We start from the raw sequence: 26,140 nt of genomic DNA, 5'->3' as shown, positions 1-26,140 counted from the left end.
ATGGACTACTTTTTGCTGAAACAAGATGAACGGTATACAGATGTGCCTCTGCTGATGGATGTGCACAAACAAATCGACATTCGCGATATGCGAATATCACGTGCTTATAAAATCGCTGACCCGCTAATCTTTCACGTCAAAGCGGGAGCAGGCAGCAGCTTTCTTGACATAATGGATCGTCAGTTGCTTTTGCTGTCGGACAAGCTGAAGCGAGTGGTGGAAGTTTACGAACCCGACACCTTGTTTAAACTGACTCCGCTAATCGACCTCTCCCGCCAGCTGCAGAAAAACTACTACCTCCCCATTTTGGAAGAACGGGAAGTGCTCAGCCCTCGTACCGAGTTTCACCATGGCAAAAGCCGAATCAAAAAGCTGGTGCTCCATAAAGAAAAGATGCGCGGCAAAAAGATTGTCCGGATCAAGGAGAGTGAAAAACCGCTGATCGTCGTCCGGTTGGACGTGGCCGAGAGCATCCTGCGGCGGGATTTGACAGGAATCTGGCTGGAACGAGTGCCGGTTGAATAAAGGAGGAACCGAAGATGCAGGGAACGCGCTATGTGGTGAGAGGGGCGAAAATGTGCTGCAATTGTGGCAGCCATGCGCGGCGAATTAACTTACCAGTCAGCCACGGCTCGTATGTGAACGGAAAACCTGTGATGAATAGTGAAGATTACAAAACGGGTGAAAATATTGCCCATTTCGGAATTTGCCAAAGCCCATCCAATCCAAGCAACGCCACCATCTACCTGATCGCCGAAGACGGACAAAACATTGCCGGAAAGCCTTGCACGCCTACTATTTGCGCTCCCTGGCTCAAGGCGAAGGAAGATACGAGAGTAGAAGGCAAAGCCGCCCTTACGACCGATTCCCAACTCATCTGCGGCTACCAGGGTGTCATCCGCTTTCTCACAGACGGACAGAACGACGAATAAAGCTAAATGGAGGCCGAGAAGGAATGACAGGGTATGAGCGTATCCGGGTAACAGCGCCTTACCGGATCAAACGAATCGAAGAGGCTCGGGTGGAGTGGAGGCTTAACGAGCATGCGCGTCTGTATGTACGCGGGATCGTGGATGACAGTGAAAAGGGAAACGCCGTGTTGCAGGCTGTCGCAGATGATGAAATTCATCTGTACGACAGTGATGGCGAAGCCGAAACGACGCTTTTCAAGGGCTTGCTGACTTCTGTCCAGATCAATCATACACAAGACGTGTACGTCATTGAACTGGAAGGGCTGTCCGGAACCTTCCAACTGGACGTAATCAAAAAACGTCGCTCCTTCCAGAGGGTGGAGATGACTTATGCTGAGCTGGTGCAGGAGGTCACCAAGACGTATCCGGGTCACAATGTGTCCATCAGCATCGGCGATGAAGTCCCGATTGGAGAGCCGATCATCCAGTACGACGAGACGGATTGGGAGCTGCTCAAGCGGCTGGCCAGCCATTTTCACGCGCTCCTCGTTAGTGATATCATGGAGCCAACACCGCGGTTCTCTTTTGGAATGCCGCAAGGGAAAAGCCATATCTTGCCGAACGATACGGCCTATACAGCAAGCAAAGACCTGTTGGCGTATCAAAAAGCAGGTGGAGATGCGGCAGGCTTGCACGATACCGATTTTTTCACCTATGAAATCGAGTCCGGCGAGCGGTATGCGATCGGGGATGAGATCTGGTTTCGCAACAAGCGGATGGTGGTCAGCGAGGTACATGCCCGTATTCAGCAGGGACTGTTTTTCTATACGTACCGTTTGTCCCGGCTGGACGGCATTCGCCAAGAGCCGATCCACAACCCGAAGCTCTCTGGTGTCTCGCTAGAGGGCAAGGTGCTGGCGGTCAAGGGCGAGGAGGTCAAGCTGCACCTGGAGATAGACGAGCGGCAGTCACAGGAAACGGCGTATGGATTCCCTTTTGCCCCGCCGACAGGCAACGCGATGTACTGCATGCCGCAGGTGGGTACGAACGCCCATTTGTACTTCCCCGATGCGACGGGCAAACGGGCGATGGTGCTTGGCTGCGTCCGTAAAAACGGGAAGATTTGTGCGAAAACAGGCAACCCGCACATCCGGTATTTCGGCACGGAGCACGGAAGCGAGCTGGAGCTGTCGCCTACAGCCATCAACATCGTCAGCGGATGCCAGGAGCCGTTGAAGCTGACGATAGACGACAACACTGGAATTACGCTAACCAGCCACAAAAAACTCGTGCTGAACGCCAAGGAAGAAATAGCGCTGTATACCCCGAAACGAGTCGTAATCCAGGCGAAAAGCCAGATTCTCGTCAAAAAAACGAGTGCACCAAGCGGATTTGCGCTGGAGAGCGAGTATCACTTTCTAGGTACTGCCGTTCATGCGGCAGGGCGGGACCGGACGACGTTTCCGCCGTACAACGACGAACCGAAGCAAGGGACGCCACCACCACCCGAACCGCAGTTTGACTGGGGAAAGCTGGCAGTCTGCGTCCTGGCCGCCGTGGCGATTGTCGGGGCGGTGGCTTTGACGGTAGCTACGTTTGGTGCGGGTGCGGTGATTGGAGCAGCGGCAGTCGGGGCCGCCCTCGGAGCGATAGGCGGGGTCGTGATGACCGCCTCGTCCGATCTCATAAACGGGGAGGCAAGCAGTCCTTACGACTACCTCAAAAGCGCCGCTCAGGGGGCTGTGATCGGGGCAGTCTGCGGAGCGATATTCGGCCCAGCCGCAGGGATCGGCGGAGGATCGGTCATCACGCTGACGGGAGGCCAAACGAGCGTGGGACTTGGCTCTGCGATGTTTATCGGAGGATCGTCGGGGTATATCGACTACTCGCTCCGGGAGCTGTGGGACGGCCGGACGCCGGACGGGGGAAAAGCGCTGGAATCGTTTGCGTTTGGAGCCGTGTTGGGCGGAGCTTTCACGGTAGGGGCGTCATGGCTAGCGAAAGGGGCCGAGCGAGTTAGTGGGTTGGTGAAAGGACGGGGGAGTTCGAGGGGTGAGGGGACGGGTAAAGTTCAGACTGGTGGTAGGGAACTCTCTGTCGATGAATACCTAAGACGGTTAGACAAAGCAGATGAAATGTATGAATCCTTTAGGAAGTCAAATGTTGACGTTCAGGCTATTGCCAAAAATACAGGGATGGCAGAACATAGGATTCAGAGAATAAAAGAACATTTATTCTTTAAAGAGCACATCAAGGAGCATGGTGTTGGACGTTTTGAAGCCGATTATGAAATTGCTCAAGCATGGGATAGGCTTCAAAAAGGAACTTACAAGCAGAATGACATCGACTTATTGAATCATGAACTCTTTGAATCAAAGTTTGAAGGTATATTTAAAACGGATTACAGGACTGCCCACGATAGAACAGTAGATTCTGGGCGTCCATGGTATCCGCCAGAGGAGGAGTAATTTTGGCTTCGTATGTACTGTTACTTAAAGAATTTGAAAACGATGAATCTGTTATCTACAAATTTGGACCAAATGAAAATGTAATGGGGAAAATCGAGTTAAACAAAATAACCAGAAAATTTTCTGAGTTAGAAGGTATACCCGACCCAAGTATTCCATCAAAGTTCTATTTTGACAGAGCGGCACAGAGGTTGGCAGTTTGTCTAGTTAGAGAAGGCGGAATTTTTCCGGAAAGAACGGCGTTCGAGTCTTAGTAGAGTCCTTGTGTTTGGTGGGGGGCTACCCAGTGCCGAATAAACGACTTAACTTTAACATTACCAACATAACCTTTGTTCTACCTGTAAGAAGTTTTTATGAATTAAGATGTACGCACAGAATGTCTGGAAAAAGTATCCCTATTTAACGTAATATCGTTACATTGAACAGGTCAATTATGGTCAGATACCACCATAAAAGACCTGTTTTTTGTTATCTTCGTTTTCTTGCGGTTTTTTCAAATATGTTTGCAACGATGTACGTACATAGAACGATTGATAGGGTGAAAGAAACACAGTGCAACTTTTGAGTATGGTATAGCGACCATAGAGAGTGTCAGGAATCAAATGATAATTGCAACGGGAAGGTCACGTGTGAAAGGCTAGCCACCGACTCCCTCATCTATATAATACAAGCGGCAAATCCGTCAAAAGTTTTGCCTGTGGGGGTAACGCATGAACAACGTACAACTTTCCATTGATAAGGTTTCCGTTGAGTATCAAGGAGTGACGGTCAGCTTTTACAATCAGCTTGCACTATCGTTTCGAGATTGGTTTGATATTAAACCTGCCATACGTCACAAAGGGTATGTATACCATTGGAATTTAGCTTTGAATGACGCATATCTTTATTTGCGATACCAACCGTGGCGGCAAAAGAAATCATTAAAATACACCTTGCAAATTGAAACTCATCCTGACTACTTGGTTCGTTTTCAAAAGTTGCTTTCAGCTTTGTACAGGCACACGCAGAAGGTCTATTTTAGTCGTTGCGAATTGGCTTTTGATTTTCCTTATCCGATGAGCAATGTATTCATCGCATCGAATACAGGGCGGAACATGAACATTTACGAGGGAACTCGATATTTTGGGCGGAAAGACGAAAGTAAAGCCCATGCCTTTTGTCGTAATTATGATAAAAAGGCAGAGCAGATAGCGAAGGGGATTCTAGAAGAGGGAGAGCGAACGAGAGTGGAACTAGTTTACAGACCCGATGAGAAAATACCTTTGGAGAGCATCATTCAATATCCGCCCAAATTTAATGATTACTACACTTGTAGCGTCATCACAGAGTTGCAAACAGTTCGGGCGGAGAAGAGAGCCATGATATTAGCGTTGCAACACGGTTTAATGACACCCGATGAATTGAGCAAGCATCATAGAGCATCAATAAAAGAAATCATGTCTTCACAGCAACTTGTAGACTTTGATGCTCTCGCCGCTCAACATTGGGAGGATTTAATGACCCTGACATGTGCTCTAGTTTGCGGTAGAGTTAGTCATCTTCCAGTACAAGAAGTTCATGCAGGCTAATGTTTAAGGTCTTGCAGATAATGTCAAAGGTGCTGAGATGTACTCTGTCAACTTCGTTAGAACATAGATGACTTATGGTATTCGGTCGTAGCCCAGTAAGCCTTGCTAATTCACGCTGAGACATATTACGTTGGGCTAGAATCTCTTTCAGTTTTACGACTACTGGCAAATTGACACCAACTTCCGAACAGACTTTATCACTTTATTATACGATTTCCTCACTCTTTATGGAAATGATTGATTGTAACGCTTAGTCGATATATAATTACGTTGTATCTACTAAGCGTTACAATAATTCAGATTTCTGTAACGGTGGGGAGGAAACACCATGAATGTCATCGGTTACGTAAGAGTATCAACACAAGGACAAGCCAAAGACGGCTACAGTTTAGCGTACCAACAAGATGAAATCCGCTCTTATTGTCAGGAGCAAGGATGGAACTTGATGAACATATATGTTGACGAAGGAATCAGTGGGGCGAAGGTAAATGAGGATGCTCTTGAGGTAGACAGAATCGGCTTCCAGAGCATGTTAGCCGCACTAGCCAGTAAAACCATTGATGCAGTTGTTGTCCTCCATACAAGCCGTTTATGGCGGTCTGACATCGTAAAAGTTCTGGTTCACAGAGAGTTCAAGAAGTATGGGGTGGACGTTCGGAGCATTGAACAGCCCACCTACAGCATTTACAAGAAAGACCCGAATGACTTCCTCATAAATGGCTTGATGGAGTTGCTAGACGCATACCAACGTCTTGAAATCGCCATGAAGCTAAGCAGAGGGCGGAGCAAGAAAGCCCAACAGGGCGGCTATGCAGGTGGAAGGGCTACCTTCGGATACAAAGCAAAGAAAGGTCAGAAAAGTATCCAAGTAGATGAAAGACACGCCCAGACCGTCCGTAGAGTATTTGAAATCAAGGAACAGTATCCCACATGGTCATTGACCCAGATAGCCGAAACACTGAACCAAGAAGGCTATACAACTGGGCAAGGCAGATTGTTTACCAAGTGCAAGTGAAACGAATTTTGGACAAACGTGATTTTTATAGCGGCACATACCGCTATGGAGATATACAAGCAGATGGCTTGCATGAAGCCATCCTGTAACAGGAAATGAATGGAGAAGCTTGCGTCCCATTGCGAACCGTAAGGTTAACGCTCGAACTGAGGTTGCTCCCATTCTTACTCCTAATCATCAAAGAATCCGTATACAGGGGTGATTTCTTTTATGCACTACAAGCAAAAACACATTTATGTCGGGCTTGATTTACACAAAGCCCACCATACAGCCGTTATCATCGACTGTTGGAATACGAAACTGGATGAAATCCAAATCGACAACAAGCCAAGCAGTTTCGATGACTTGATGAAGATGGTCAAGAAGCATTGCAAAAAAGGAATGACTCCTGTCTATGGATTGGAAGACACGGGCGGCAACGGCAGAGCACTAGCCGTTCACCTTGTTGAGAAGAAGCAAATTGTCAAAGAAGTCAATTCTGCCCTGTCCTATAATGAGCGTAAGAGTTATGCAACCACCCAAAAGAGCGACAGTTGGGATGCGTATTGCATCGCCAAAGTATTGCTTGCAAGGTTAGATGAACTACCAGATGCGAATCCACAGGACATTTACTGGACAATCGGGCAACTGGTGGCAAGACGCAACGCACTGGTCAAACACGCCAGTTCATTAAAGAATCAACTGCACCAACAATTAAGCTACCACTATCCGTCCTACAAGAAGTTCTTCTGTGATGTAGATGGAAAAGCCGCCCTTGCTTTCTGGGAGAAGTACCCTGCTCCCCATCACTTGGAATCGGTTGGGGCGGATGAACTGGCAACCTATCTACGCAAGGCAAGCCATAACACCTGTTCTACCCGTAAGGCAGAGGAAATATTGGAACTGGTGAAGAAGGACGGGGAGACGAAGCGAAAGTTTCAAACGTCCAGAGACTTTATTATTGTCAATATGGTTCAGGACATGAAACGGAGCAGAGAACTGATTAAGCAGACAGAAGAACAGCTTCGTCAGGTCTTGTCTGAGACGGACTACAAGCTAGAGTCGATGGATGGAATCAGCACCGTTACAGCGGCGGAACTGATTGCCGAAATCGGAGACATCCGCCGATTCTCCAACGCTGACAAGCTAGCACGTTTTGCAGGAATTGCTCCCGTTCGCTTTAGTTCGGGCGGCAAAGGCAAAGACCAAGCAAGTGGACAAGGAAATCGGGTATTGAACGCTATATTCCACAATCTAGCCGTTCAACAAATCCAAGTAGCGAAAGGCGACAACAAGAAGCAACGAAATCCCCTCTTCTACGACTACTATCATCGAAAGCTAGCAGAAGGCAAAACCAAGAAGCAAGCCCTGATATGCGTCATGAGAAGGCTCGTAAACATCATTTACAGCATGATGAAGCACAAGACCGAGTATCGGGCGGCTAATCTAATAGAGCGTCAGGCAAGTTGATATAATGGTGGTGATTGGTAAAACAGTTGCCACCTTCTTTATTCCCAAGTTTAAGATTACAACTTAGGGGACGGGTGAACCTGTTAGAAGATATTTTAGAGAAACAACACAAGCAGATAGAGAACTTGTCGAATCCCTAAGAAAAAAATATACTGCTGGGAAGAAAAGGAACGTTGCGGCGGCAAAAGGAAAAATAGATGGTGATGAGATAGATTTAGAAAGCGTTAGTGGAGAGTTTACAGACAATGACTACTTTAATAAGGGCAATTTTAAGCCCCCACAACCAGAGGATTATCATTATCAGGGACCAATTAGCGAATTCACAAGTCATACTGAACAAAAAATTGTAGAATATTTAAGGCTCAAGTACAAAGAAAAGCCTGATGTTAAGGGGAAAATTGAAATTATTTCTGAAAGACCGTATTGTGATAATTGTATTGATTTGGTTGATCAATTCCAGAAAGAATTTCCAAATATCGAGGTAGTTCGTGTTGAAGTAATTCCAAAATAAAGGAGAATAACGATGAGATATTTAAATGAACTTGTTATCCAACTTCAAAATGATAAAATTCCTATGATTCCGTGCACAATGGAAGAATTAAATGAAGTGAAGAAGTTGATAGGAACTAATAAACTTCCTGAAGCATACATTGAGTTTCTTGAAGTAATGGGAGGCGGAACAGAGCATACTTTTTTACGTGGAGAATCATGTTTTATTGACGAGTTGCTTGAATTGAATGAATGGGGAGCGGAATTATTAGAAGAAAATAATGTTCCTTTGAAGCTTACCTCTAACGATTTTGTATTTTGGATGAGTCAAGGGTGTATGTTTTGTTTCTTTAAATTAGATGAGGGTGAGAATCCCCCTGTCTATTTTTATTCAGAAGGTAAGAAGAAAGAAGGTTTCTATAAGATTACAGATACTTTTACAGAATTTTTACAGCGCAGGTATTTGAGAGATAAGTATGTTTTTCAAAAGAAAGATTAGGAGAAGTAAAGGGTTGTCAACATTTTTGTGTAAGCCCATTTACAACCCCAACAACAAGATCGTACCATACAACCAACAAACCAAACACTAAATAATTCAAACACTTGATAAACTTCAAAAGCTCTTTCCCACTTGAACCATGAGTAGGAATGAGCTTTTTTGCATGCCCAAAATCAAAGGAGGATGAAACGAATGGCAAAACGTGAACAGGTAGGGGCAGAAGAGTTGAAGAACGAGCAACTAGCACAGGAAGTAGAAAAAGAAGTGAGGTCTATTGCCCAGGCTCGCGCAGCATACGAGCAGCTTATGAATGAAATTCGCAGTTACTGTCAGCAAGCAAGGCAATTGCGTGAACAGGCGGAAGAGTTGCAAAGATCAGGACGTACCGATTTTCACGTTAGCGAAGAGATTCAGCAGTTGTTGAAACATGCAAAGCATTTGGATGCGGTGGCAGATCAGAAGTATGGACTGCCACGCCAGCAAGCACTAGAACTCATAGACAGACTAGAGCAAGAAGCATCAGATTGCAAGCAGCTTGTACAGTATAACCAGACCGTCCTGACGCGGCAGCAGCAGGAACTTGAAGATGCAAAGGCAGCGGCGGCAAAAATGGTTCAGGACGCAGAGGAACGCCTGAAACAAACACGGCAGGTACTGGCTGAAAAAGTAACTCAGCTTGCAGAACTGGAGGGGTCAGGCAGATGAGGAACCGTATACCACAAACGGATCAGGACATGATGAATGCTCTGTTGCAGCGGTACAAGGGAACAGGCAAATGAATTGAACTGATTACAGAGAAGGGAGCCTATGCAATGCAGGCGAGCAAAGATAACAGCAACTTCGTCATTGAGATCGTGGATGATAGTGAAGTCATTGAAGTTAATGGAGTAGGCACTACAGATGAATTGAGAGCGGCTGTTCAAGACGCAGTACGTGAAACAATCAGCAACGCTATAGGCAGAACGTAACCAGAGGGAGGAATAGAGAGATGTTGAACCTAAGTCCGGAAGCATTGGAAGCACGTCGGGAATATAGAAGACAGTATGAGCGAGAGTATCGGCGCAGATGGCGGCAGAAGCCGGAGAATCGCCTGAAAGCGAAGGAGTACGAGCGCAGATACTGGGAACGAAAGGTACAGCAATCCAAGGCATAGCATTGCAGCCCAACGCTCTTAGGTGACGCACCCATTCAAATGTACGACCAAGGACATTTTACCACAACAGACACGAAACCACGAGAGCAACCAAATACGAAAGTCACAGGAGGTAATAGCACAATGACAAAACATGAAGAATTCTTATGGGAACTGGTGCTTCACGAGAGCGAAATGAAAGCAGAACTAACACGACTGTATTTGATTGCTTTACGTTCATTGCTAAAACAGAACAGCTTGAGGCATTTCAGTTGCATAAGAAACAGAGGGAAGATAGTGGGAGGAAAGCATTAGGAGAATCCTGCTCTATGAATGAACCAGAATATGGATTGTCAACAGTGAATCAGACAACTTTTTTAAGGGCTTCTTGGCGATACTGAACAGGCGTCATATAGCCTAATGTCCCATGAATGCGATGCTTGTTAAACCCGTTCACGTAATCGTATAATTTCAGCTCCAGATGACGAGAGAGCGTAAAAAGTTTTGTGTAAATGGTTAAACTTCCCATTAAGGAGATGATCATTTATGCAAGACAAGAGAGACATGACCATCAAGGAGTTAGCGAAGGATTGCCGAACCATCGAGGACGTGCACATCATGCTAAAAGATTTGTTCCGTGACACCATCCAGCAGTTGTTTGAAGCAGAAATGGATGACCATTTGGGCTATGCCAAACATAGTGCCGATGGTGATCATTCAGGAAATAGTCGGAATGGGTATAGCAAAAAGACGCTGAAAACAAAGTTCGGCAATACAGAAATTCGTGTCCCCCGTGATCGCAACGGCGAATTTGAACCTCACATTGTGAAGAAGCATGAAACAACCACAAATGGCTTGGAGGAGCAAATCATCGCACTCTACGCCAAAGGTATGTCTACTCGCGATATTGAAGAACACATGAAGGATCTGTATGGGATCGACGTGTCTCCTACGATGGTCAGTAAAGTAACCGACAAGATTATGCCGATGGTGGCAGAATGGCAATGTAGACCACTTGATCGAGTCTATCCGATCGTGTTTCTTGATGCCATTCACTTCAAAGTTCGGCAAGAGAATCGTATCGTTAACAAAGCAGCATACAGCGTTCTTGGCATTACTATGTCTGGTCATAAGGACATTTTGGGCATTTGGATCGGCGAGCACGAAAGTGCAAGCTTCTGGCTCAATGTGTGTACAGAGCTGAAAAGCCGTGGTGTAGAAGACATTCTCATCGCCTGCAAGGACGGTCTTTCAGGGTTTTCTGAGGCGATCCATGCTGCTTTTCCGAAAACCCAAATTCAACTGTGCGTCATCCACCAGATTCGTAACTCTATGAAATATGTTCCGTTCAAAGAAGAAAAGTTAGTCTTGGCAGATTTAAAGAAAGTCTATCAAGCCCTTACGTTAGAAGAAGCTGAGACTGCTTTTTCTACGTTCAAAGACAAGTGGGGAAAGAAGTACCCCATCATTATTCGCTCCTGGGAAAACAACTGGCTCGAACTGACCGCCTATTTCAGCTATCCCCCAGAGATACGCAAGATGATTTATACGACGAATATCATCGAGGGCTATCATCGGCAACTCCGTAAGGTCACAAAGACAAAAACGGCTTATCCATCCGACGATGCTCTACGGAAAATCATCTATCTGGCTACCGTTGAGGCATCGAAGAAATGGACTATGCCGCTTCGGAGTTGGAAAGAATGTATATCGCAACTTGCCATCCATTTTGGAGATCGATTGCAAGGGGAACTGTCCGCATAATCAACTGTTGAGTCGGCTTGACATGGAGCCTCTGCGGGCATGATTTCTTGCGATTGGGCGATGCCAGTAAAATATGCATCGCATGGCAAGCGAGCCTATCATGCCCGCCACTCCATGTAAAGCCGTTGACGTAACTGTCCACCCGTTAAAAACCCATTTACACAAAAAAATTTACATTCCCGATGACGAAGACTCTGGAAGTTCATCTGGTTCACAAACTCTGTTTTCATGATCTTGTAGGTGGCTTCAGCCACAGCGTTGTCGTACGGACAGCCCTTCATACTTAGCGATCGGGCGATTTCAAGCGTCTCCAAAAGCTCGTCCATCTTTTGATTTTTGAACTCGCTACCACGGTCGGTATGAAACCACTGAATCTAGCGTAAATCTCCATGTACCGTCGCAAAAGCGCGGGAAATCAGAGCAGCGTCCTTGTTTGGACCCGCACTATGCCCAATGATCTCTCGATTGAACAAATCAACCAGCACACAAATGTAATGCCATCGGTTCTGGACCTTTCCATACGTCAGAGCGCTGACGACGAAGTGTTTGGCTTCCTCCTGCTCGAACTCTCGGTTCAGAACATTCCCCGTCGTTGCTTCATTACAAGCGGTTTGATGGGGCTTATATTGAGACACGGTGTAGGTGGAAACGAGTCCTTGCTCTTTCATAATACGACCAATTCTACGTCTGGAGACGACGAATCTGCGTTCCTAGAGCTTGACTTTGATCTTTCGTGTACCGTAAGCTTTTCGATTTTTGTGGAAAATCTCCACAATCAATTCGGTTATATCGTCTTCGTTTGGTTGTTCTTTCGCTTCATAGTAAAAAATACTTCTTGCGATTTGCAGGACGTCGCACATTGCTGATACTGAGTATTTATCACGGTTGTTCTGGATGATAGCTACTTTCGTCCCATGATCAGCGCGGCTTGCTTTAAAATATCGTTCTCCATTTTCAGACGCTGGTTCTCTTTTCGCAAAGCGATCAGCTCATTTTCTTCTGACGACGATAACGCTGTGGCTGAAGCCACCTACAAAATCATAAAAACAGAGTTCGTGAACGTGAACCAGATGAACTTCCAGAGTCTGCGTCATCTGGTACTGGAATTGTACGATTACGTTAATTGGTTCAACAAGCATCGCATTCATGGGACATTAGGCTATGTGACGCCTGCTCAGTATCGCCAAGAAGCCCTTAAAAAAGTTGTCTGATTTACTGTTGACAATCCAACGCTATCATTTCCCGCGGCGTTCCATCAACAGATAAATGCGCACACGATTTCTTGTCCTACATATCATAACTATATGGACCACGCTTGGCTTTTTTATAATCTTCCAGCTCTGATTTGTATGGTTTGACATCAGGGCTATCCAAAATAGCGTAAATTTCCTCAAGAGAAAGCAAGTCATCGCGGAGGTTGCCATCCGGATCATAAGCTAAAGTGGAGGCCCATTCATCAGAATCGTAGAAGAGGAAGTATGTGATTATCTCTCCCGATACTCCCACTTGTCAAAACGGCTCATGTGCACGGAGTCCAAATCGCCGACAAAAAATGACTTGCCGTCAGTTGCCCACCCTAAAAACTGGATATTGTCGCTTGAGTTCATGTAAAAGCTATTATCGAATGGATACACAAACGATTTGGTTGTTGTTTTGATCACAAGCTGGGCATAAAAATCTTGACCGTTCGAGGGGTGCCAGTATTTGTCCGCGACATAGTTATGGCCAGTCGGCGACCAGTAGATTCTCGTCAATTGACGCTCCAAATCGTTTGGGTCCGCAGTGTAATTATTTTGGGTCGATACACTCTTTCCGGTTTGCAGGTCGGTGATGAAACCGTGTCCTTGCTTGTCTTCAAACCGCAGCTTCATATCGTTGGAATACGAGGGGAAGTTTTTAAAAGAATACGTGTACTTGAGTCCGGTTGGCAAATCGAGTTCTTTTATCGCTCCGTTTGCCTTGTACAGCACTTTTTTGGATGTCGGCACCCAATAAAACAAGTCTGGCACCATGTAGCTTTTGAGTTGGTCGTCACTGAGCGAAAATTGGTCATTTACCTTCATTTTCAGTGAGTTCATGTCTTGCAAGTACAGCTTGTAGCGTTTGGTGGCATCCGGCTCTTTGAGATTGGCTTGCACAAAGACGAGGTAATGGCCGTCTGGTGCCATCGCATAATCGAGGATTGGCGTGTCGGCCGTGCCGTTGGCAAGCAACGTTTTTTGCTTGGTGAGCGGGTTGTAGCGGTACAAGCTGGCTTGCTCGACCATTAACAGCTCATCTTTGCCAGAAGCCCATTTGGCGAAGCCGTTCAACTGGCTGAACTGCTTGGTTTTGGTGTCGTACAAATAAGGAATGGTCGGTGCGTTGTTTGTGAATCCTTGCTTTTCGGCGTACACAAAACGTCCGCTCGGCGACATGCTCGCGCGGTGTACGGCAGGCAATTGAGCGACGAGCGTCTGCTTTTTGCCATCCAGACCGATCCGGTATATTTTGCTTGGCGGGTCTGTTGGAGTGGCTGTTGCCGATGCAGTTGCTGCGCTTGCTGTCGGCAATGCCAGGGACGGGAACAGTGAGACAGCAAGAAACAATGTTGTTAGAGCAATCATACGGGTTATTTTCATCGAATCATCCTTTCTGCAATAAGAAGACGCCCGAAAGGTTGAAAAGTTACAAAAAAAGAAAGAAATGGTATGCCAGCATGCGGGAAGAGGTGCGAAATGAAGGGCAGTTTCCGCCATTGGCTTAGCCGTAAGAAGAGTACATCGGGTCACAGGAAATCCAAATAGATAAAAAGTTTTCGCGACAAAACATCTCGACTTGCTATCTTTTTTATCTTTTCAAGATTTTGCAATAATTCATATTAAAACAATCGGATAAATGTGTTAAGATTTGCAATAGGATGTGAAAGATAGGAAAGGGAGTGGGATCATGCCAGTTGAAACATTTAAAGCAACCGCGCATCTTCAGGAGGGAATGGTCGTCAAGGCGCATTCCAGAAACTTCGAGGTAACGGTCGACGAGCCGAGAAGCCTTGGCGGAACGGATACAGCGATGAATCCTGTCGAATTGGTGCTGTCCGCCCTTGGCGCGTGCCAATCGATTGTAGCGCGTGCGTATGCGAAAAAGTTTGGTGTGCAGCTCGACGACTTTTGGGTGGAGGTAGAAGGCGACCTCGATACAGATGGCTTCATGAACAAATCCGATGTGCGTCGCGGTTACTCCGAGATTCGCTACACCTTTCATATCAAGACGGACGCATCCCGAGAGCAAGTGGAAGCATTCATTCAGTTTTTGGAGAAGACATGCCCTGTCGGCGACACGATTGCCAATCCGGTCACGCTCAAGCTAAACGGAATTGTCATCGGGAATGCTGCAAGCAAGCTGGGCTAATTTTTGCTGATGAGCAAAAGAAAAGAGGCGGGAGATTCTCTGCCTCTTTTTCTGTGTGAAGCGTGCCCGGAAAGCGGTATGTGGGAAAACCTCACGTACGGTTTGATGAGAGGGAGCTGAGAGAAGTAGGGCAACACGAAGGCCGCCCGAAAAATTCAGTTTTCAACTCTACAAAACGACATGATGTGTGCGTGGGGAGCTGCGCGTATAGCGGCGAGAGCGCAGCAAAAATGACAAAAAGAGGCGAAAAGCTTCGCCTCTTTCTGCGGGAATTGTCCAACGCTGCCTGCCTTACCCCAGCGGTGCGTTTTCAGAATGCGTTGCCGCTTGCTTCTTTTTCGACCAGATCAAAACAGGGATCAGCAACAGGGAAAGGAAGCCGCCAGCGAGCGACAGCGTGGCGTAGCTGGCACCAGAGACGACCATGCCGGACAAAGCTCCGCCAGATGCTCCGGCAAGGGCGATCAGGACGTCGACTGTTCCTTGGGTTTTCGCTCGTGTAGCGAGCGGAGTCGCGTCGACGATCAGGGCCGTACCGCTGATCAGGCCAAAATTCCAGCCGAGTCCGAGCAGAGCCAGAGCGAGGACGAGCAGCAGCATGGAATCAGCAGGGGCCAAAGCAGCGAGCACTCCTGCCGCGAGCAGCGTGATGCCAGCAGCAAGCGCCATGGCAGAGCGTCCGATTTTGTCCACGAGTATGCCAGTCATAAGCGAAGGCAAGTACATGGCGCCAATATGCACGCTGATGACGAGACCGACTTCGCTCAAGCCATGGCCGTGATGTTTCATATGGATGGGAGTCATCGTCATGATCGCAACCATGACGATTTGGGTCAAAATCATGATCGTTGCACCGACGATGATGCCGCGGCTGTTGGCGACAGACTGGCTATCCGCCAGATGTTCGGGATGTTTCTCTTCGCGGGCCTGGGCATCGGCAATCGCTTGGGCAACCAGCAGCGGGTCTGGGCGAAGCAGGAACAAAAAGACCAGTCCGGCGCAAAGAAAAGCCGCAGCCCCTAAAATAAAAGGACCAGCCAGCGGCGGCACGCCGATGGAAGTGGCAAAACGGCCCATCGTTTCCACCAGATTCGGGCCAGCCACTGCGCCAAAGGTGGTAGAAACGAGTGCGGTACTGACAGCGGTCGCGCGCTGCTGCGGCTGGGCCAGATCGGTTCCGGCATAGCGGGCTTGCAGGTTGGTGGCTGTCCCGGCGCCGTAAACGAGCAGCGAGGCAAACAGCAAGACGATATTTTGCGTCGTGGCAGCGAGGATCACCCCGATGGCGCCGATTCCGCCCGCGAGGAAGCCGGCTGCCAGACCGAAGCGGCGACCATGGCGTTGCGAAATTTTGCCGACCAACAGAGCGGCCAGCGCGGAGCCAAGCGTAAGCAAGGCAGCGGGAATGCCAGCGAGACTTTCGGTTCCCAGCATGTCTTGGGCGAGCAGAGCACCGACCGTGACGCCAGCGGCGAGTCCGGCGCCGCCAAAAATTTGCGAGATGACGACGATCAAGAGTGTCCGCTTGTAAAGCCGTTGTCGCTCATGGGATGAATCGATAAAACATCGAAAATGGGCCTGTTGATTTTGCAAAGGCTGCAAATTATGATTAGAATGACGCACCATGGCTTTCTCTCCTTCTATTGTAGCTGTTTGTATGTAGCAAAATGGTTTCATGGGAAACGGAACTGGATGAATCTTATCTCCAATTTCTAGAAAAGTCAAACCAGTTTGACAAACAGAAGGGAGTATCTCTATGTCCGATTGGTGGGGACGCCCAAAAATCGAAATCGCCAAGTCGAAAAGCGAATGGATATGGGACATTCTGGGGGCCTTCTTTTATATCGGTGGAATCGTCTTTTTGCTGTTCGTTTGGGGGGAACTGCCGGACAAGGTTCCTGCCCATTTTGACGCGGTGGGAGAAGTGGATCGCTGGGGGTCCAAGTGGGAGCTGCTCATCTTGCCCGGGATCGGGGCATTCATCTTTGGCTTGATGCAGCTTTTGGAAAAGCATCCGGAAGTGTACAACTACCCGAAGCGATTCAATGAGTCCAACGCGGAGCAATTTTATTTGCAGAGTCGAAAAATAGTGAATCAGTTAAAAAATATGTGTCTGATCGTGTTTTCTGCGATTTTGCTGGAATCGGTTTCGATCGCCATGGGGTGGGGAGGCGGATTCGGCAAATGGTTTTTGCCTGTCGTGGCAGCCGGGATCGTCATTCAACTCGTTTACGGCTTCAGCAACTTGAACAAAATTCGCTGAGATCGCAAAAAAGCCCAAAGCATCCACTCCTTTGAGCAAAAGGAGCGCGCTTCGGGCTTTTTTGTGCTGCTTTACAATCCTTTGGAGCGTGGCTTGACGGGCAAAATAGCGCTTTCCATTTTTTCATAGAAGGAAAGCAAGCTATGTACAAAAGCGAAGCGCGGCAACAGCAGGAAGACGGTCAATGCCGAGCCGATGCTGATCAGAGCGCCTACGAGGACGTCGGCCGGATAGTGTACGCCTACCCAAATGCGGGACAAACCTACGCACACAGCGAGCAGCATCCAGAGAATGCCCGTTTTTCTTTGGAACAGCCAAAAGCTGACACAGAAAGAGAAAAACAAGATCGTATGGTCGCTCGGAAACGAATTGTCTACGGCTTTTTGCACCAGCTGATTCACATTGGCAAGCTCGGCGAATGGCTGGTTGTTAGTATGCAGAGTCCCAGCCAGTTTTCCGAGCACCTCCGCCATGACAAACGTGGCTGTCGCACAGATTACCATCATGCGATTTTGCGAGTCTCGCGTGAACCAGTAGAGCAGGGCGCACAGAGCCAGCGCGTAGACCGTATATTCCGCGATGGCGTAAAACGCCGGATTCAGTTCTGGATACTGCTTTCCCAGGTCGTTGATCGCCCGGAAGCACTGCACATTGAGTTCCATCAAATTCAAAAATAGCCAGCCCCTTTCTTTGACAATAGGAAAATACTAACCAACGGGCAGCAGAGAAGAAATCGATTTAGATTACATAAAATTACAATGGTGTAAGGTTGGCTCTCGACACGGAACGAGGAAAGCGAACAGCGGGTGTCGAAAAAGAAATTTTGAAATTTTATTTTATGATTAAGAAGATATCTTGATATTTTGTTTCAAGAGTCTATAATACAGGTATGTAACAAATTGCCAGTAAATTCTCGCAATAGAGGCGCTGCAAGCAGAAGGCGAAGGGGGAGTTTTTGGTTGACGCTCATTAGCCACGGTACAGCGGGACGAATCGAACGGCTGGCAAAGCAATCATTTTTCTTTTGCTAGAGAGAAGGACATTTTTTGAAAAGGGGAGGCTTTCCATGAAAAAAAGCAAGTTTTTATCCGTAGTAGGGATCGCCAGTCTGGCAGCGGCATTGCTCGTGGGAGGATGTAGCCAATCGTCGACGCAGCAGGGAGACAAGGTGGAGCTGTACATGGGGTATACTTCTGACCCGCCGACGAAGAAAAAGATGGAAGAAATTATTGCAAAATTCGAACAGTCTCACCCGCATATCAAAATCAAGACAGTGACAGCGCCCTACGAAGACTTTTACCAGAAGCTGACGACGCAAATCGCCGCAGGAAATGCGCCTGACATCTGGCAAAGCGACGGGACGAAAGTATTCGGCTTTGCCCAGCGCGGAGCGATTCGCGATATTACCGATTACGTCACGAAGGAAGTCAACAAAGACGAAGTGCTTGGCGTGGAGTTCAACAAAGACGCTTCCGGCAAATATTGGGGCGTGCCGCAGGGCATCCAGGTCGGGGCGCTTTTCTACAACAAAGATTTGTTCGACAAGGCTGGAGTCGCTTATCCGACGGCTGACTGGACCTGGGATGATTTGAAGGCGGCTGCCGCCAAGCTGACGCTTGATGCGAGCGGGAAAAATGCGGACGACCCTGCTTTTGACAAAAACGCGGTGAAGCAGTACGGATTTACGTTCTTCGGAAGCTCGCGCGGTGCGTTCAACATTATGAAAGCGTACGGCGGCGGCGTTCTCGATCCGACGATGACGCAATCGATCATCGACTCGCCGGAAAACAAAAAAGCGGTGGAGTGGATGGCGGACGGCATGAAGCGCAAGCTGTTCCCCAACCCGGCAGAGCTGAAAGCGTTCCAAAGCAATTTCAAGGTGTTTTTGAGCGGGGCCACGGCGATGCAGATCGACATTTACGCGGCGACGACCTCGATGAACGGAGCAGGCTTGAACTACGATGTCGCGCCGATGCCTAAAGGCCCGGACGGCAAACGTTTTGCGCCTGTCATCGCCAACTCGTGGGTCATCAACAAAAAAGCCGAGGAGCAAAAAGTCAAAGCAGCCCAGGAATGGATCACGTACTGGACGACATCTGACGAGGCGCAAAAAGAATGGGCAGAGGTGGGCGAAGCGATCCCGGTGAAAAAATCGGTCGCCAACTCCGAGATGTTCCTGAATCCGAGCATCAAGCCCGACAACAAAAAAGTGTTCCTGGATAGCCTGGACTTCGCCGGAACGATCGATACGAATGCCGTCTTTGCCGAATGGCTGAAAGTCGTCACAGACAATTTGGCCGAGCTGTTCATGGACAAGATGAGTGTGGACGATTACATCTCGAAAACCGATCAAGGGGTACAAAAAGTTTTGGATGACTTCTTCAAGAAGCAATAGCAAACCATCAGGGGAGGAAGTGTAGCGAGCGATGCTGGAGATACCGAACAAGCTACAGGCACAGCCTGATGTGAAAAAGAAGCGGAAATGGCTGGACAGCGAGGGGAGATGGGGATTGCTTCTCGTCTCCCCCTACCTGATCCATTTTCTCGTGTTTGTCGTAGGAACTTCCCTTGCTTCCCTGTATTTCAGCTTTTCCGACTACGATATTTTGAATCCGCCCAAGTGGACTGGCCTGGACAACTATGAAAAGCTGTTCGCGGATCCGCTGTTTTACCAGGCGCTGTGGAACACGGTCTACTTCACGCTTTTGTACGTTCCGGCCAAGACGTTTTTGGCCCTTTTGCTGGCAGTCGCGCTGAACCAAAAGCTGAAAGGGCTAAAGCTGTTCCGCATGGCGCACTTTTTGCCAGTGATCTCTTCCTGGACGGTAATTGCCTATGTGGCGGATGCGGTGTTCAACCAGCGGATCGGTTTTGCCAATGCCATTCTCGCCCACTTCGGGATTGCGCCGCAAAGCTGGCTGATCGACGAAGTGTGGGTCATTCCGGTGCTCGTGCTCATCGCGATCTGGAAGTCGGTCGGCTACATGATGATTATTTTTTTGGCGGGACTTCAAGGGATTTCCAATGACATGTACGAGGCGGCTTCGATTGATGGCGCCAACGCCTGGCAAAAGTTTTGGCGGGTGACCGTGCCGATGATTTCCGGTACGACGTTTCTCGTCATTATTTTGAACACGATCTACTCTTTTCAAAATTTCGAACAAATCTTTGTCATGACGGGCGGGTCAACCGAAGCAGGATCGACGGGCGGCGCCAACAATGCGAGCCTCGTCCTGATGCTGCTCATGTTCAGACAAGGCTTCAGCTTTTACAAGATGGGCTACGCCTCCGCGATTGCCTGGGTGTTGTTCCTCATCCTGCTGGCGATTACTTTGGTGCAATTCAAATTGCAAAAGAAATGGGTTCACTATGACTAAACTTGACTGGATGTGCAGAGGAAAAGGGGGTAGCCATGCAAAAGCGTTTTCCGCTCAATAAACTATTCGGATACCTGTTTGTTCTCGCCAGCACTTTGATCATGGTTGTGCCGTTTTTGACGACTGTCTTCAACTCGTTGAAAACGTACAAACAATACATGCAATTTCCGCCGGAGTGGCTGCCTGACCCTGTGAAGTGGAGTAACTACTCGCAGGTGTGGGAGCAGGCGAACTTCAGCAGCTATACGGTGAACAGTGTGATTGTCGCCGTTCTTTCCGTAGTCGGTACGCTGTTGTCCAGCTCGATGATCGCGTTTGCTTTCGCTCGCTTGAAGTTTCCGTTTCGCGACACGCTGTTCATGATCGTGCTCGGTACGATGATGATTCCGGGGATTGTGACGATCATCCCGCAGTTCATCATCTTCAAAAATTTGGGCATGCTCGACTCGCTCACGCCGCTGTGGATTTTGGAGTGGTTGGGACAGCCGTTCGCGATTTTTCTGATGAGGCAAGCATTTTTGAGCATTCCAAAAGACTACGAGGAAGCGGCCAAGCTGGATGGCTGCAATCCGTTCCAGATTTACTGGCGGGTATTTTTGCCGATGTGCAAGCCGGCGCTGGCGACACTGGCCGTATTTACGTTCATGGGCAAATGGAACGAGATTCTCGCGCCTGTGATTTATTTGCTATCCGAAGAGCATTTTACGCTGCCGATCGGAATTTTGTCGCTGCGCGGACAGTACAAGACCGATGACCAGCTGCTGGTCGCCGGGGCGTTGATCAGTTTGATTCCGATTTTGATCGTCTTTTTGTTTGCGGAAAAATATTTCGTGGAAGGCTCCAAAACTTCCGGGCTAAAGTAGGCGAGGCAATAGGAGGCGGATGAAACGCATGTTTTATGTACCATTAGACGAGCTGTATCTGGATGCTTTGTGCGAGCTGTGGAACCAGGAGCTTGGCGAGCGCTTCCCGATGCGGCCCGAGCTTTTTCAGCAAAACAGCTTCGCAGACAAAAACGTGCTGCAAGCCGGCTCCTGGATTGCCATCGATTCTGCCACGCGCCGTCCGGCAGGGTTCGCTGTGGCGAAATGCTGGCAGGAAAAACTCGATGTCCAGCTGGGAAAAGGTGTCGGCTGGATTCAAGTGTTGCTGGTGGATCACGAGTTTCGCGGGCAAGGAATCGGCGGGGAGCTGCTGACGCGGGCGGAGCGGGCTTTGCAGCAGCGAGGGGTGCAAAAAATTTGGCTGGGGCGCGATCCGTATCATTACTTTCCTGGCATCCCTGATGAATCGACAGCGGTCAAAGACTGGTTTGCCGCGCGAGGATACAGTCTGCTGGAGCCGCTGGAAAACGATCTGCTCTGCCGCTATGCCGCAGAGGAGGAAGCATCGCCGCTGCCGCAAGTTTCCGACGGTTGCTTCCGGTTGTTGACGCAAGCAGACAAGGAAGCTTTCCTGGCCTTTTTGCATCGCTGCTTTCCGGGGCGCTGGGAGTACGAGGCGATCCACTATTTTCAGCGCGGGGGAACGGGGCGCGAGTTCGTTGTTTTGGAGCGGCAAAAAGAAATCGTCGGCTTTTGCCGGATCAACGATGCCAACTCGCCGTTCATTGCCCAAAACGTGTACTGGTCGCCGCTGTTTGAGCAGGAATTGGGCGGGATCGGGCCGCTTGGCATCGACCCGGCGCATCGGGGAAGCGGTTTGGGACTGGCGATTGTCCAGGCAGGGATTGCCATGCTGCGCAAGCGCGGCGTGCGGCAAATTGTCATCGACTGGACTGCGCTCGTGGACTTTTACGCCAAGCTCGGCTATTCAAGCTGGAAGCAGTACGCCAAATACAGCAAGGAGCTGTGAGAAGGGGGATCTCCATGCGCGCAGAGCAGATGAGTGTGGAGCAAAAAGTTGGGCAGTTGCTGATGATCGGGTACCAGACGCTCGATCTGCCACAAGAGATGGAAAAATGGATCAAGGAGCGGCAGATTGGCAACGTCATTTTGTTCAGCCGCAACATCGGTGCGCACGCGGAAACATTTGAGCGCGTGCGCACGATGCAAGGCTGGGCAAAGGAGGCCGGGCACTGCTGCCCGCTATTGATCGGGACGGATCAGGAAAACGGGGTGGTGTCGAGACTGCACGAAGCGACAGCATTCCCCGGGGCGATGGCGCTCGGAGCGACGGGAAATCCAGACTTGGCGCGGCAAATATACGCAGCGACAGGCGCGGAGCTGCGAGCGGCGGGAATTGGCGTCAATTTTGCTCCTGTCATCGACGTGAACAACAACCCGCAAAATCCGGTGATCGGCGTTCGTTCATTTGGGGCCGACCCAGCGGCAGTCGGGCAATTTGGCGAAGCAGCCATGCACGGTTTGCTGGCGAGCGGCGTCATTCCGGCAGTAAAACATTTTCCCGGACATGGAGACACGCATACAGACTCGCATGAAGCGATTCCGGTTTTGCCGCACGATTGGCAAAGGCTTACGCAGGTCGAGCTGGCTCCGTTTCGGCACTGCATCGAGGCAGGCACTCCGGTGGTCATGATTGGTCATGTCAGCTTGCCGACCATCGATGCCAGCGGACTGCCTGCTTCGATCTCGCAGCAGCTCGTGACGGACATTTTGCGAAGGGAACTTGGGTTTTCCGGAGTCGCGATTACCGACTGCCTGGAAATGGCGGCGATTGCCAACTCCACTGGCGTGCCGGAAGCGGCGGTGCTTTCGCTCAACGCTGGCGTGGATATGGTGCTCGTCTCCCATACGCATGAGGTTCAGCGGCAGACGTATGACCGACTGGTCGAGGCGATTGAAAACGGCGAGATTTCCCCAGCCCGCGTAGACGAAGCAGTCAATCGGGTTTTGGCTTTGAAGCGGCGTTTTCTTTCCTGGGAGACGTATGCTGCGACGACGCCTCCTGCTTTTGACCGGGCCGGGCACGAGCATTTGGCGAAGGAAGTGCTGGCGCAGGCTGTCACGGTGCTGAAAAATGAGCGCGGGATCGTCCCCATTCCGAAGCAGGCAGCGACGCTTGGCGTGATCATGCCGCGAGTCGGGCGAGTGACGTTGGCCGAGGATGAGGATCAGCAGGCGGAAGCGGAACTTTTGGCAGCGTCTTTGCAAGCGTATAGTCCGGTACAATGCCATTTTCTGCGTTCGCTGCAACCGACGGGGGAAGACGTAGAGCAAGCTTTTGCCGCGATGGCGCCTTTTGAAACGGTCATTGTCTTTACGTACAACGCCCATCTTTACGAAGGGCAAGCGCAGTTGGTCAAGCAACTGTCCGGTCAAGGCAAAAAAGTGATCGCGGTAGCGCTGCGAAACCCGTACGACCTGGGCGTATTTCCCGAAGTCGATGCTTGTCTCGCGGTGTACGATCATCGCAAGCTGGCGATCGAAGCCGTAGCGGATGTATTGTTTGGCAAGCAAAAACCAACTGGTCGATTACCTGTCAGGATGTAGGAGCAGCATGGAAACTTTGGACGCAAAAACAAGTGACAAAACAAAACTGACGGGGAGGTAGCGCATGAGAAATCAACTGAGCGGCTTGACCACGGAAACAAAGAACAAGCAATCCGAAGATTTGGATTTGCTCTCGACATTCGATATCGTCAGACTCATGAACGAAGAGGATAAAAAAGTCGCTTATTGCGTGGAAAAAGAACTGCCTGCCATTGCCCGGGCAATCGATATGATCGCGGAATGCCTGCAAAACGGCGGAAGGCTGTTTTATTTTGGCGCAGGCACCAGCGGACGTCTTGGACTACTGGATGCCGCGGAGTGCCCGCCTACTTTTGGCACAGACCCTGCATTGGTGCAAGGCGTGATCGCTGGCGGAGTGGAAGCGGTCGTGAAAGCAATCGAGGGCGCAGAGGATCTCGCCCATTTGGGGCAGGAAGATGTTGTGGCGCATGGCGTGCGCGAAGGCGATGCGGTAGTGGGCATTGCCGCGAGCGGACGGACGCCTTATGTAAAAGGGGCGCTGGAGGAAGCGGGGCGATTGAAGGCGAAAATCATTTCCTTGTCGTGCAATCCTGCTGCCGAAATCAATGAGGGCGTGGACGCCTCGATCAACGTGGTGGTCGGCCCGGAGGTCGTAACAGGCTCTACGCGGCTGAAGGCGGCGACCGCGCAAAAAATGGTGTTGAACATGATTACGACGACATGCATGGTGCGCTTGGGCAAGGTGTACAAAAACTTGATGGTGAACGTGCAGATCACAAATGAAAAGCTGAAAGAGCGAGCCAAGCAGATCGTAGCGGAGGCCGCGCAAGTGCCGCCGGAAGAAGCGGAGCAGCTTTTGGCGCAAGCGAATGGAGACGCCAAGCTGGCGATTGTCATGAAAAAAACAGCGTTGGCGCGGGAAGAGTCTGTGCGCTTGCTGGAACAATACAAAGGGAATATTCGACCGATCATGGAAGGGCATGTGTCCAGGTAGAGGAGGACATAGCTGATTCAGACGGTGTAACGAAGGCTTTGCCAGGCGACGGCGACTGGCGAAGCCTTTTTGCCTTTTGGGGGCGCAAAGCATTGAGAATGGCCGGGATGGGAATGAAAATCAGTAGTATGATCCATAAAATGTTCATTTGATGAAATCACTGGAACACTCTATAATTAAATTAATTATTATATTGTAATTGTTCTATATTGATTATGGGGGTGCTTCTTATGAATCATGCTGACTATCATCATCTCGATCACGTGAAGGAACAGCAAAAGTCGAAGAAAACGCTGTGGATTACACTGATCTTGACTTTGTTTTTTACGATTGTCGAAATTGTGGGCGGCTTGCTGTCCAACTCGCTCGCGCTCCTGTCCGACTCGGCGCATATGATCTCGGACGTGATCGCCCTCGGCCTGAGCATGACCGCGATTTACATGGCGACGCGCAAGCCGAACAAAAAGTATACGTTTGGCTTTCTGCGCTTTGAAATCATTGCCTCGTTTCTGAACGGTCTGGCTCTTGCCGTCATTGCCATCGGGATTGCGATCGAAGGGATCAACCGGATGATTCATCCGCAAGACGTCGACTTGGGACTGATGTTGACGATCGCCTCGATCGGGCTGATTGTGAATATCGTCCTGACCGTCGTTCTCTCCAGAAGCACGAAGGAAGAAAACAATCTGAACGTAAAAAGCGCGCTGTGGCACTTCATCGGCGATTTGCTCAGCTCTGTCGGGGTAATCGCTTCGGCTATTCTCATTTACTTCACAGGCTACTACTTGTTCGACCCGTTGATCAGTATGGTGATCGGGGCCATCATTTTTATGGGCGGCTTTAAAATCATCCGCGAATCTCTCGCTGTGTTGATGGAGTCTGTGCCGGAGCAGTTTGACCTGGATCAAATCCGGGCAGACCTCGCCAGCGTGGAAGGAGTCTACGATGTGCATGAGCTGCATCTGTGGGCGGTATCGACGGAGCACTATTCGCTGACGGCGCATGTGTTCGTGAGGGAAGATATTCAACCGTATTGCGTGATTCTCGGCATCAATCATCTGTTGAAAACAAAGTACGGCATCGAGCATTCGACGATTCAGATCGAGCACCCGATGATCCTCGATCACGGGGAGTACGGGAAACAATTTTTGCTGCCGCAGACGTAAGCGGAATGCTGTGGCGTGTGCGGCCCATTCAAGCTGAATGAACAAGGCCGGGCGGTTCCAGATCATGTGCAGGTTTTGCTGTACAGGTTCTGGCAACCAGCCCGGCTTTGTTTTTCCTTGCTGCTTTAAAGCGTTTGTGGTTTTACGCATGCTCTTGCTGTGTATTCTGAATAGACTGTAAAATTCCGGTATAATCGCATGCCAAAATTCGAGTGGAGGAT

General features: G+C 49.3%; 28 protein-coding genes and 2 pseudogenes. 23 read left to right on the top strand and 7 right to left on the bottom strand.

Features of this window, described 5'->3' with window-relative positions:
• From HP435_RS22975 to HP435_RS22955, 5 genes are all read left to right on the top strand, one after another.
• A complete protein-coding gene (locus HP435_RS22975; protein ID WP_122964569.1) occupies positions 1–525 on the top strand; it encodes a hypothetical protein in 525 nt (174 codons plus the stop codon).
• A 14-nt stretch (positions 526–539) separates the two neighbouring features.
• Positions 540–932 (top strand): DUF4280 domain-containing protein, encoded by a 393-nt coding sequence (locus tag HP435_RS22970; RefSeq protein ID WP_122964570.1) that lies wholly within the window; start codon positions 540–542, stop codon positions 930–932.
• Between the two features lie 23 nt (positions 933–955).
• Positions 956–3,379 carry a hypothetical protein gene (locus tag HP435_RS22965; protein WP_229049741.1) on the top strand — a complete coding sequence of 808 codons (2,424 nt, stop codon included), beginning with the start codon at positions 956–958 and terminating at the stop codon, positions 3,377–3,379.
• Between the two features lie 2 nt (positions 3,380–3,381).
• A complete protein-coding gene (locus HP435_RS22960; RefSeq protein ID WP_122964571.1) occupies positions 3,382–3,633 on the top strand; it encodes a hypothetical protein in 252 nt (83 codons plus the stop codon).
• Positions 3,634–4,089: 456 nt separating this feature from the next.
• Positions 4,090–4,947: a replication initiation factor family protein gene (locus HP435_RS22955; protein WP_122964572.1), complete on the top strand. Its 858-nt coding sequence runs from the start codon at positions 4,090–4,092 to the stop codon at positions 4,945–4,947.
• Here HP435_RS22955 and HP435_RS22950 read toward each other — a convergent pair.
• Positions 4,910–5,116: a helix-turn-helix domain-containing protein gene (locus HP435_RS22950; protein WP_122964573.1), complete on the bottom strand. Its 207-nt coding sequence runs from the start codon at positions 5,114–5,116 to the stop codon at positions 4,910–4,912. The genes HP435_RS22955 and HP435_RS22950 overlap by 38 nt on opposite strands.
• A gap of 159 nt (positions 5,117–5,275) precedes the next feature.
• Here HP435_RS22950 and HP435_RS22945 point away from each other — a divergent pair.
• The 7 genes and pseudogenes from HP435_RS22945 (at position 5,276) to HP435_RS22915 (ending at position 9,552) form a co-directional block, all read left to right on the top strand.
• A pseudogene (locus HP435_RS22945) lies at positions 5,276–6,051 on the top strand (recombinase family protein).
• A gap of 121 nt (positions 6,052–6,172) precedes the next feature.
• Positions 6,173–7,411 (top strand): IS110 family RNA-guided transposase, encoded by a 1,239-nt coding sequence (locus HP435_RS22940; RefSeq protein ID WP_122964574.1) that lies wholly within the window; start codon positions 6,173–6,175, stop codon positions 7,409–7,411.
• A 193-nt stretch (positions 7,412–7,604) separates the two neighbouring features.
• On the top strand, positions 7,605–7,922 hold the full coding sequence (locus tag HP435_RS29305; RefSeq protein WP_307723375.1) for a deaminase domain-containing protein: 318 nt from the start codon (positions 7,605–7,607) through the stop codon (positions 7,920–7,922).
• Between the two features lie 12 nt (positions 7,923–7,934).
• On the top strand, positions 7,935–8,399 hold the full coding sequence (locus HP435_RS22930) for an SMI1/KNR4 family protein (RefSeq protein WP_122964575.1): 465 nt from the start codon (positions 7,935–7,937) through the stop codon (positions 8,397–8,399).
• Between the two features lie 192 nt (positions 8,400–8,591).
• Positions 8,592–9,104 (top strand): hypothetical protein, encoded by a 513-nt coding sequence (locus HP435_RS22925; protein ID WP_122964576.1) that lies wholly within the window; start codon positions 8,592–8,594, stop codon positions 9,102–9,104.
• Positions 9,105–9,211: 107 nt separating this feature from the next.
• Positions 9,212–9,367, top strand: a complete 156-nt coding sequence (locus tag HP435_RS22920; RefSeq protein ID WP_167470302.1) for a hypothetical protein — start codon at positions 9,212–9,214, stop codon at positions 9,365–9,367.
• Positions 9,368–9,387: 20 nt separating this feature from the next.
• On the top strand, positions 9,388–9,552 hold the full coding sequence (locus tag HP435_RS22915) for a hypothetical protein (RefSeq protein WP_167470303.1): 165 nt from the start codon (positions 9,388–9,390) through the stop codon (positions 9,550–9,552).
• A gap of 343 nt (positions 9,553–9,895) precedes the next feature.
• Here HP435_RS22915 and HP435_RS22910 read toward each other — a convergent pair whose 3' ends face one another.
• Positions 9,896–10,075, bottom strand: coding sequence for an IS3 family transposase (locus HP435_RS22910; RefSeq protein WP_255679172.1), 180 nt, complete (start codon positions 10,073–10,075; stop codon positions 9,896–9,898).
• 2 nt (positions 10,076–10,077) lie between these two features.
• Here HP435_RS22910 and HP435_RS22905 point away from each other — a divergent pair, with 2 nt between their 5' ends.
• On the top strand, positions 10,078–11,295 hold the full coding sequence (locus HP435_RS22905; RefSeq protein WP_173600261.1) for an IS256 family transposase: 1,218 nt from the start codon (positions 10,078–10,080) through the stop codon (positions 11,293–11,295).
• 164 nt (positions 11,296–11,459) lie between these two features.
• Here HP435_RS22905 and HP435_RS22900 read toward each other — a convergent pair.
• A pseudogene (locus HP435_RS22900) lies at positions 11,460–12,295 on the bottom strand (IS3 family transposase); the annotation flags it as partial.
• A gap of 16 nt (positions 12,296–12,311) precedes the next feature.
• Here HP435_RS22900 and HP435_RS22895 point away from each other — a divergent pair.
• On the top strand, positions 12,312–12,506 hold the full coding sequence (locus HP435_RS22895) for an IS3 family transposase (RefSeq protein WP_167470305.1): 195 nt from the start codon (positions 12,312–12,314) through the stop codon (positions 12,504–12,506).
• Positions 12,507–12,582: 76 nt separating this feature from the next.
• Here the strand turns inward: HP435_RS22895 and HP435_RS22890 are convergent, their stop codons facing one another.
• Positions 12,583–12,801, bottom strand: coding sequence for a hypothetical protein (locus HP435_RS22890; RefSeq protein ID WP_141254196.1), 219 nt, complete (start codon positions 12,799–12,801; stop codon positions 12,583–12,585).
• The gene (locus tag HP435_RS22885) at positions 12,780–13,916 is read right to left on the bottom strand and encodes a TolB family protein (RefSeq protein ID WP_122964580.1); all 1,137 of its coding nucleotides are present in this window, start codon (positions 13,914–13,916) and stop codon (positions 12,780–12,782) included. Before HP435_RS22885 ends, HP435_RS22890 begins: the two co-directional genes overlap by 22 nt.
• 307 nt (positions 13,917–14,223) lie before the next feature.
• On the opposite strand from HP435_RS22885, the gene HP435_RS22880 reads away from it, so the two are divergent.
• Positions 14,224–14,685, top strand: coding sequence for an OsmC family protein (locus HP435_RS22880; RefSeq protein WP_122964581.1), 462 nt, complete (start codon positions 14,224–14,226; stop codon positions 14,683–14,685).
• Between the two features lie 291 nt (positions 14,686–14,976).
• Here the strand turns inward: HP435_RS22880 and HP435_RS22875 are convergent, their stop codons facing one another.
• The gene (locus HP435_RS22875; protein ID WP_122964582.1) at positions 14,977–16,311 is read right to left on the bottom strand and encodes an MFS transporter; all 1,335 of its coding nucleotides are present in this window, start codon (positions 16,309–16,311) and stop codon (positions 14,977–14,979) included.
• Between the two features lie 130 nt (positions 16,312–16,441).
• On the opposite strand from HP435_RS22875, the gene HP435_RS22870 reads away from it, so the two are divergent.
• The gene (locus HP435_RS22870) at positions 16,442–16,948 is read left to right on the top strand and encodes a DUF1648 domain-containing protein (protein ID WP_122964583.1); all 507 of its coding nucleotides are present in this window, start codon (positions 16,442–16,444) and stop codon (positions 16,946–16,948) included.
• 71 nt (positions 16,949–17,019) lie between these two features.
• On the opposite strand, the gene HP435_RS22865 is transcribed toward HP435_RS22870, so the two are convergent.
• A complete protein-coding gene (locus tag HP435_RS22865) occupies positions 17,020–17,619 on the bottom strand; it encodes an undecaprenyl-diphosphatase (protein WP_122964584.1) in 600 nt (199 codons plus the stop codon).
• Between the two features lie 395 nt (positions 17,620–18,014).
• Here HP435_RS22865 and HP435_RS22860 point away from each other — a divergent pair, with 395 nt between their 5' ends.
• From HP435_RS22860 to HP435_RS22830, 7 genes are all read left to right on the top strand, one after another.
• Positions 18,015–19,343 (top strand): ABC transporter substrate-binding protein, encoded by a 1,329-nt coding sequence (locus tag HP435_RS22860; RefSeq protein ID WP_122964585.1) that lies wholly within the window; start codon positions 18,015–18,017, stop codon positions 19,341–19,343.
• Between the two features lie 31 nt (positions 19,344–19,374).
• The gene (locus tag HP435_RS22855) at positions 19,375–20,325 is read left to right on the top strand and encodes a carbohydrate ABC transporter permease (protein WP_122964586.1); all 951 of its coding nucleotides are present in this window, start codon (positions 19,375–19,377) and stop codon (positions 20,323–20,325) included.
• 35 nt (positions 20,326–20,360) lie between these two features.
• Complete coding sequence (locus HP435_RS22850; RefSeq protein WP_122964587.1) at positions 20,361–21,188, top strand: carbohydrate ABC transporter permease; 828 nt, start codon at positions 20,361–20,363, stop codon at positions 21,186–21,188.
• A 28-nt stretch (positions 21,189–21,216) separates the two neighbouring features.
• On the top strand, positions 21,217–22,179 hold the full coding sequence (locus HP435_RS22845; protein WP_173599263.1) for a GNAT family N-acetyltransferase: 963 nt from the start codon (positions 21,217–21,219) through the stop codon (positions 22,177–22,179).
• Between the two features lie 14 nt (positions 22,180–22,193).
• On the top strand, positions 22,194–23,777 hold the full coding sequence (locus HP435_RS22840) for a glycoside hydrolase family 3 protein (RefSeq protein ID WP_173599262.1): 1,584 nt from the start codon (positions 22,194–22,196) through the stop codon (positions 23,775–23,777).
• Between the two features lie 64 nt (positions 23,778–23,841).
• Positions 23,842–24,753, top strand: coding sequence for an N-acetylmuramic acid 6-phosphate etherase (murQ, locus tag HP435_RS22835; RefSeq protein WP_122964590.1), 912 nt, complete (start codon positions 23,842–23,844; stop codon positions 24,751–24,753).
• A 230-nt stretch (positions 24,754–24,983) separates the two neighbouring features.
• The gene (locus HP435_RS22830; RefSeq protein ID WP_122964591.1) at positions 24,984–25,919 is read left to right on the top strand and encodes a cation diffusion facilitator family transporter; all 936 of its coding nucleotides are present in this window, start codon (positions 24,984–24,986) and stop codon (positions 25,917–25,919) included.
• The last annotated feature ends 221 nt before the right edge of the window (positions 25,920–26,140 follow it).

It is taken from the genome of Brevibacillus sp. HD3.3A (assembly GCF_013284375.2).
Lineage (GTDB): Bacteria > Bacillota > Bacilli > Brevibacillales > Brevibacillaceae > Brevibacillus > Brevibacillus parabrevis.
The sequence above is the reverse complement of the archived record's forward strand: the minus strand, read 5'-3'. Positions and strand labels throughout refer to the sequence as shown.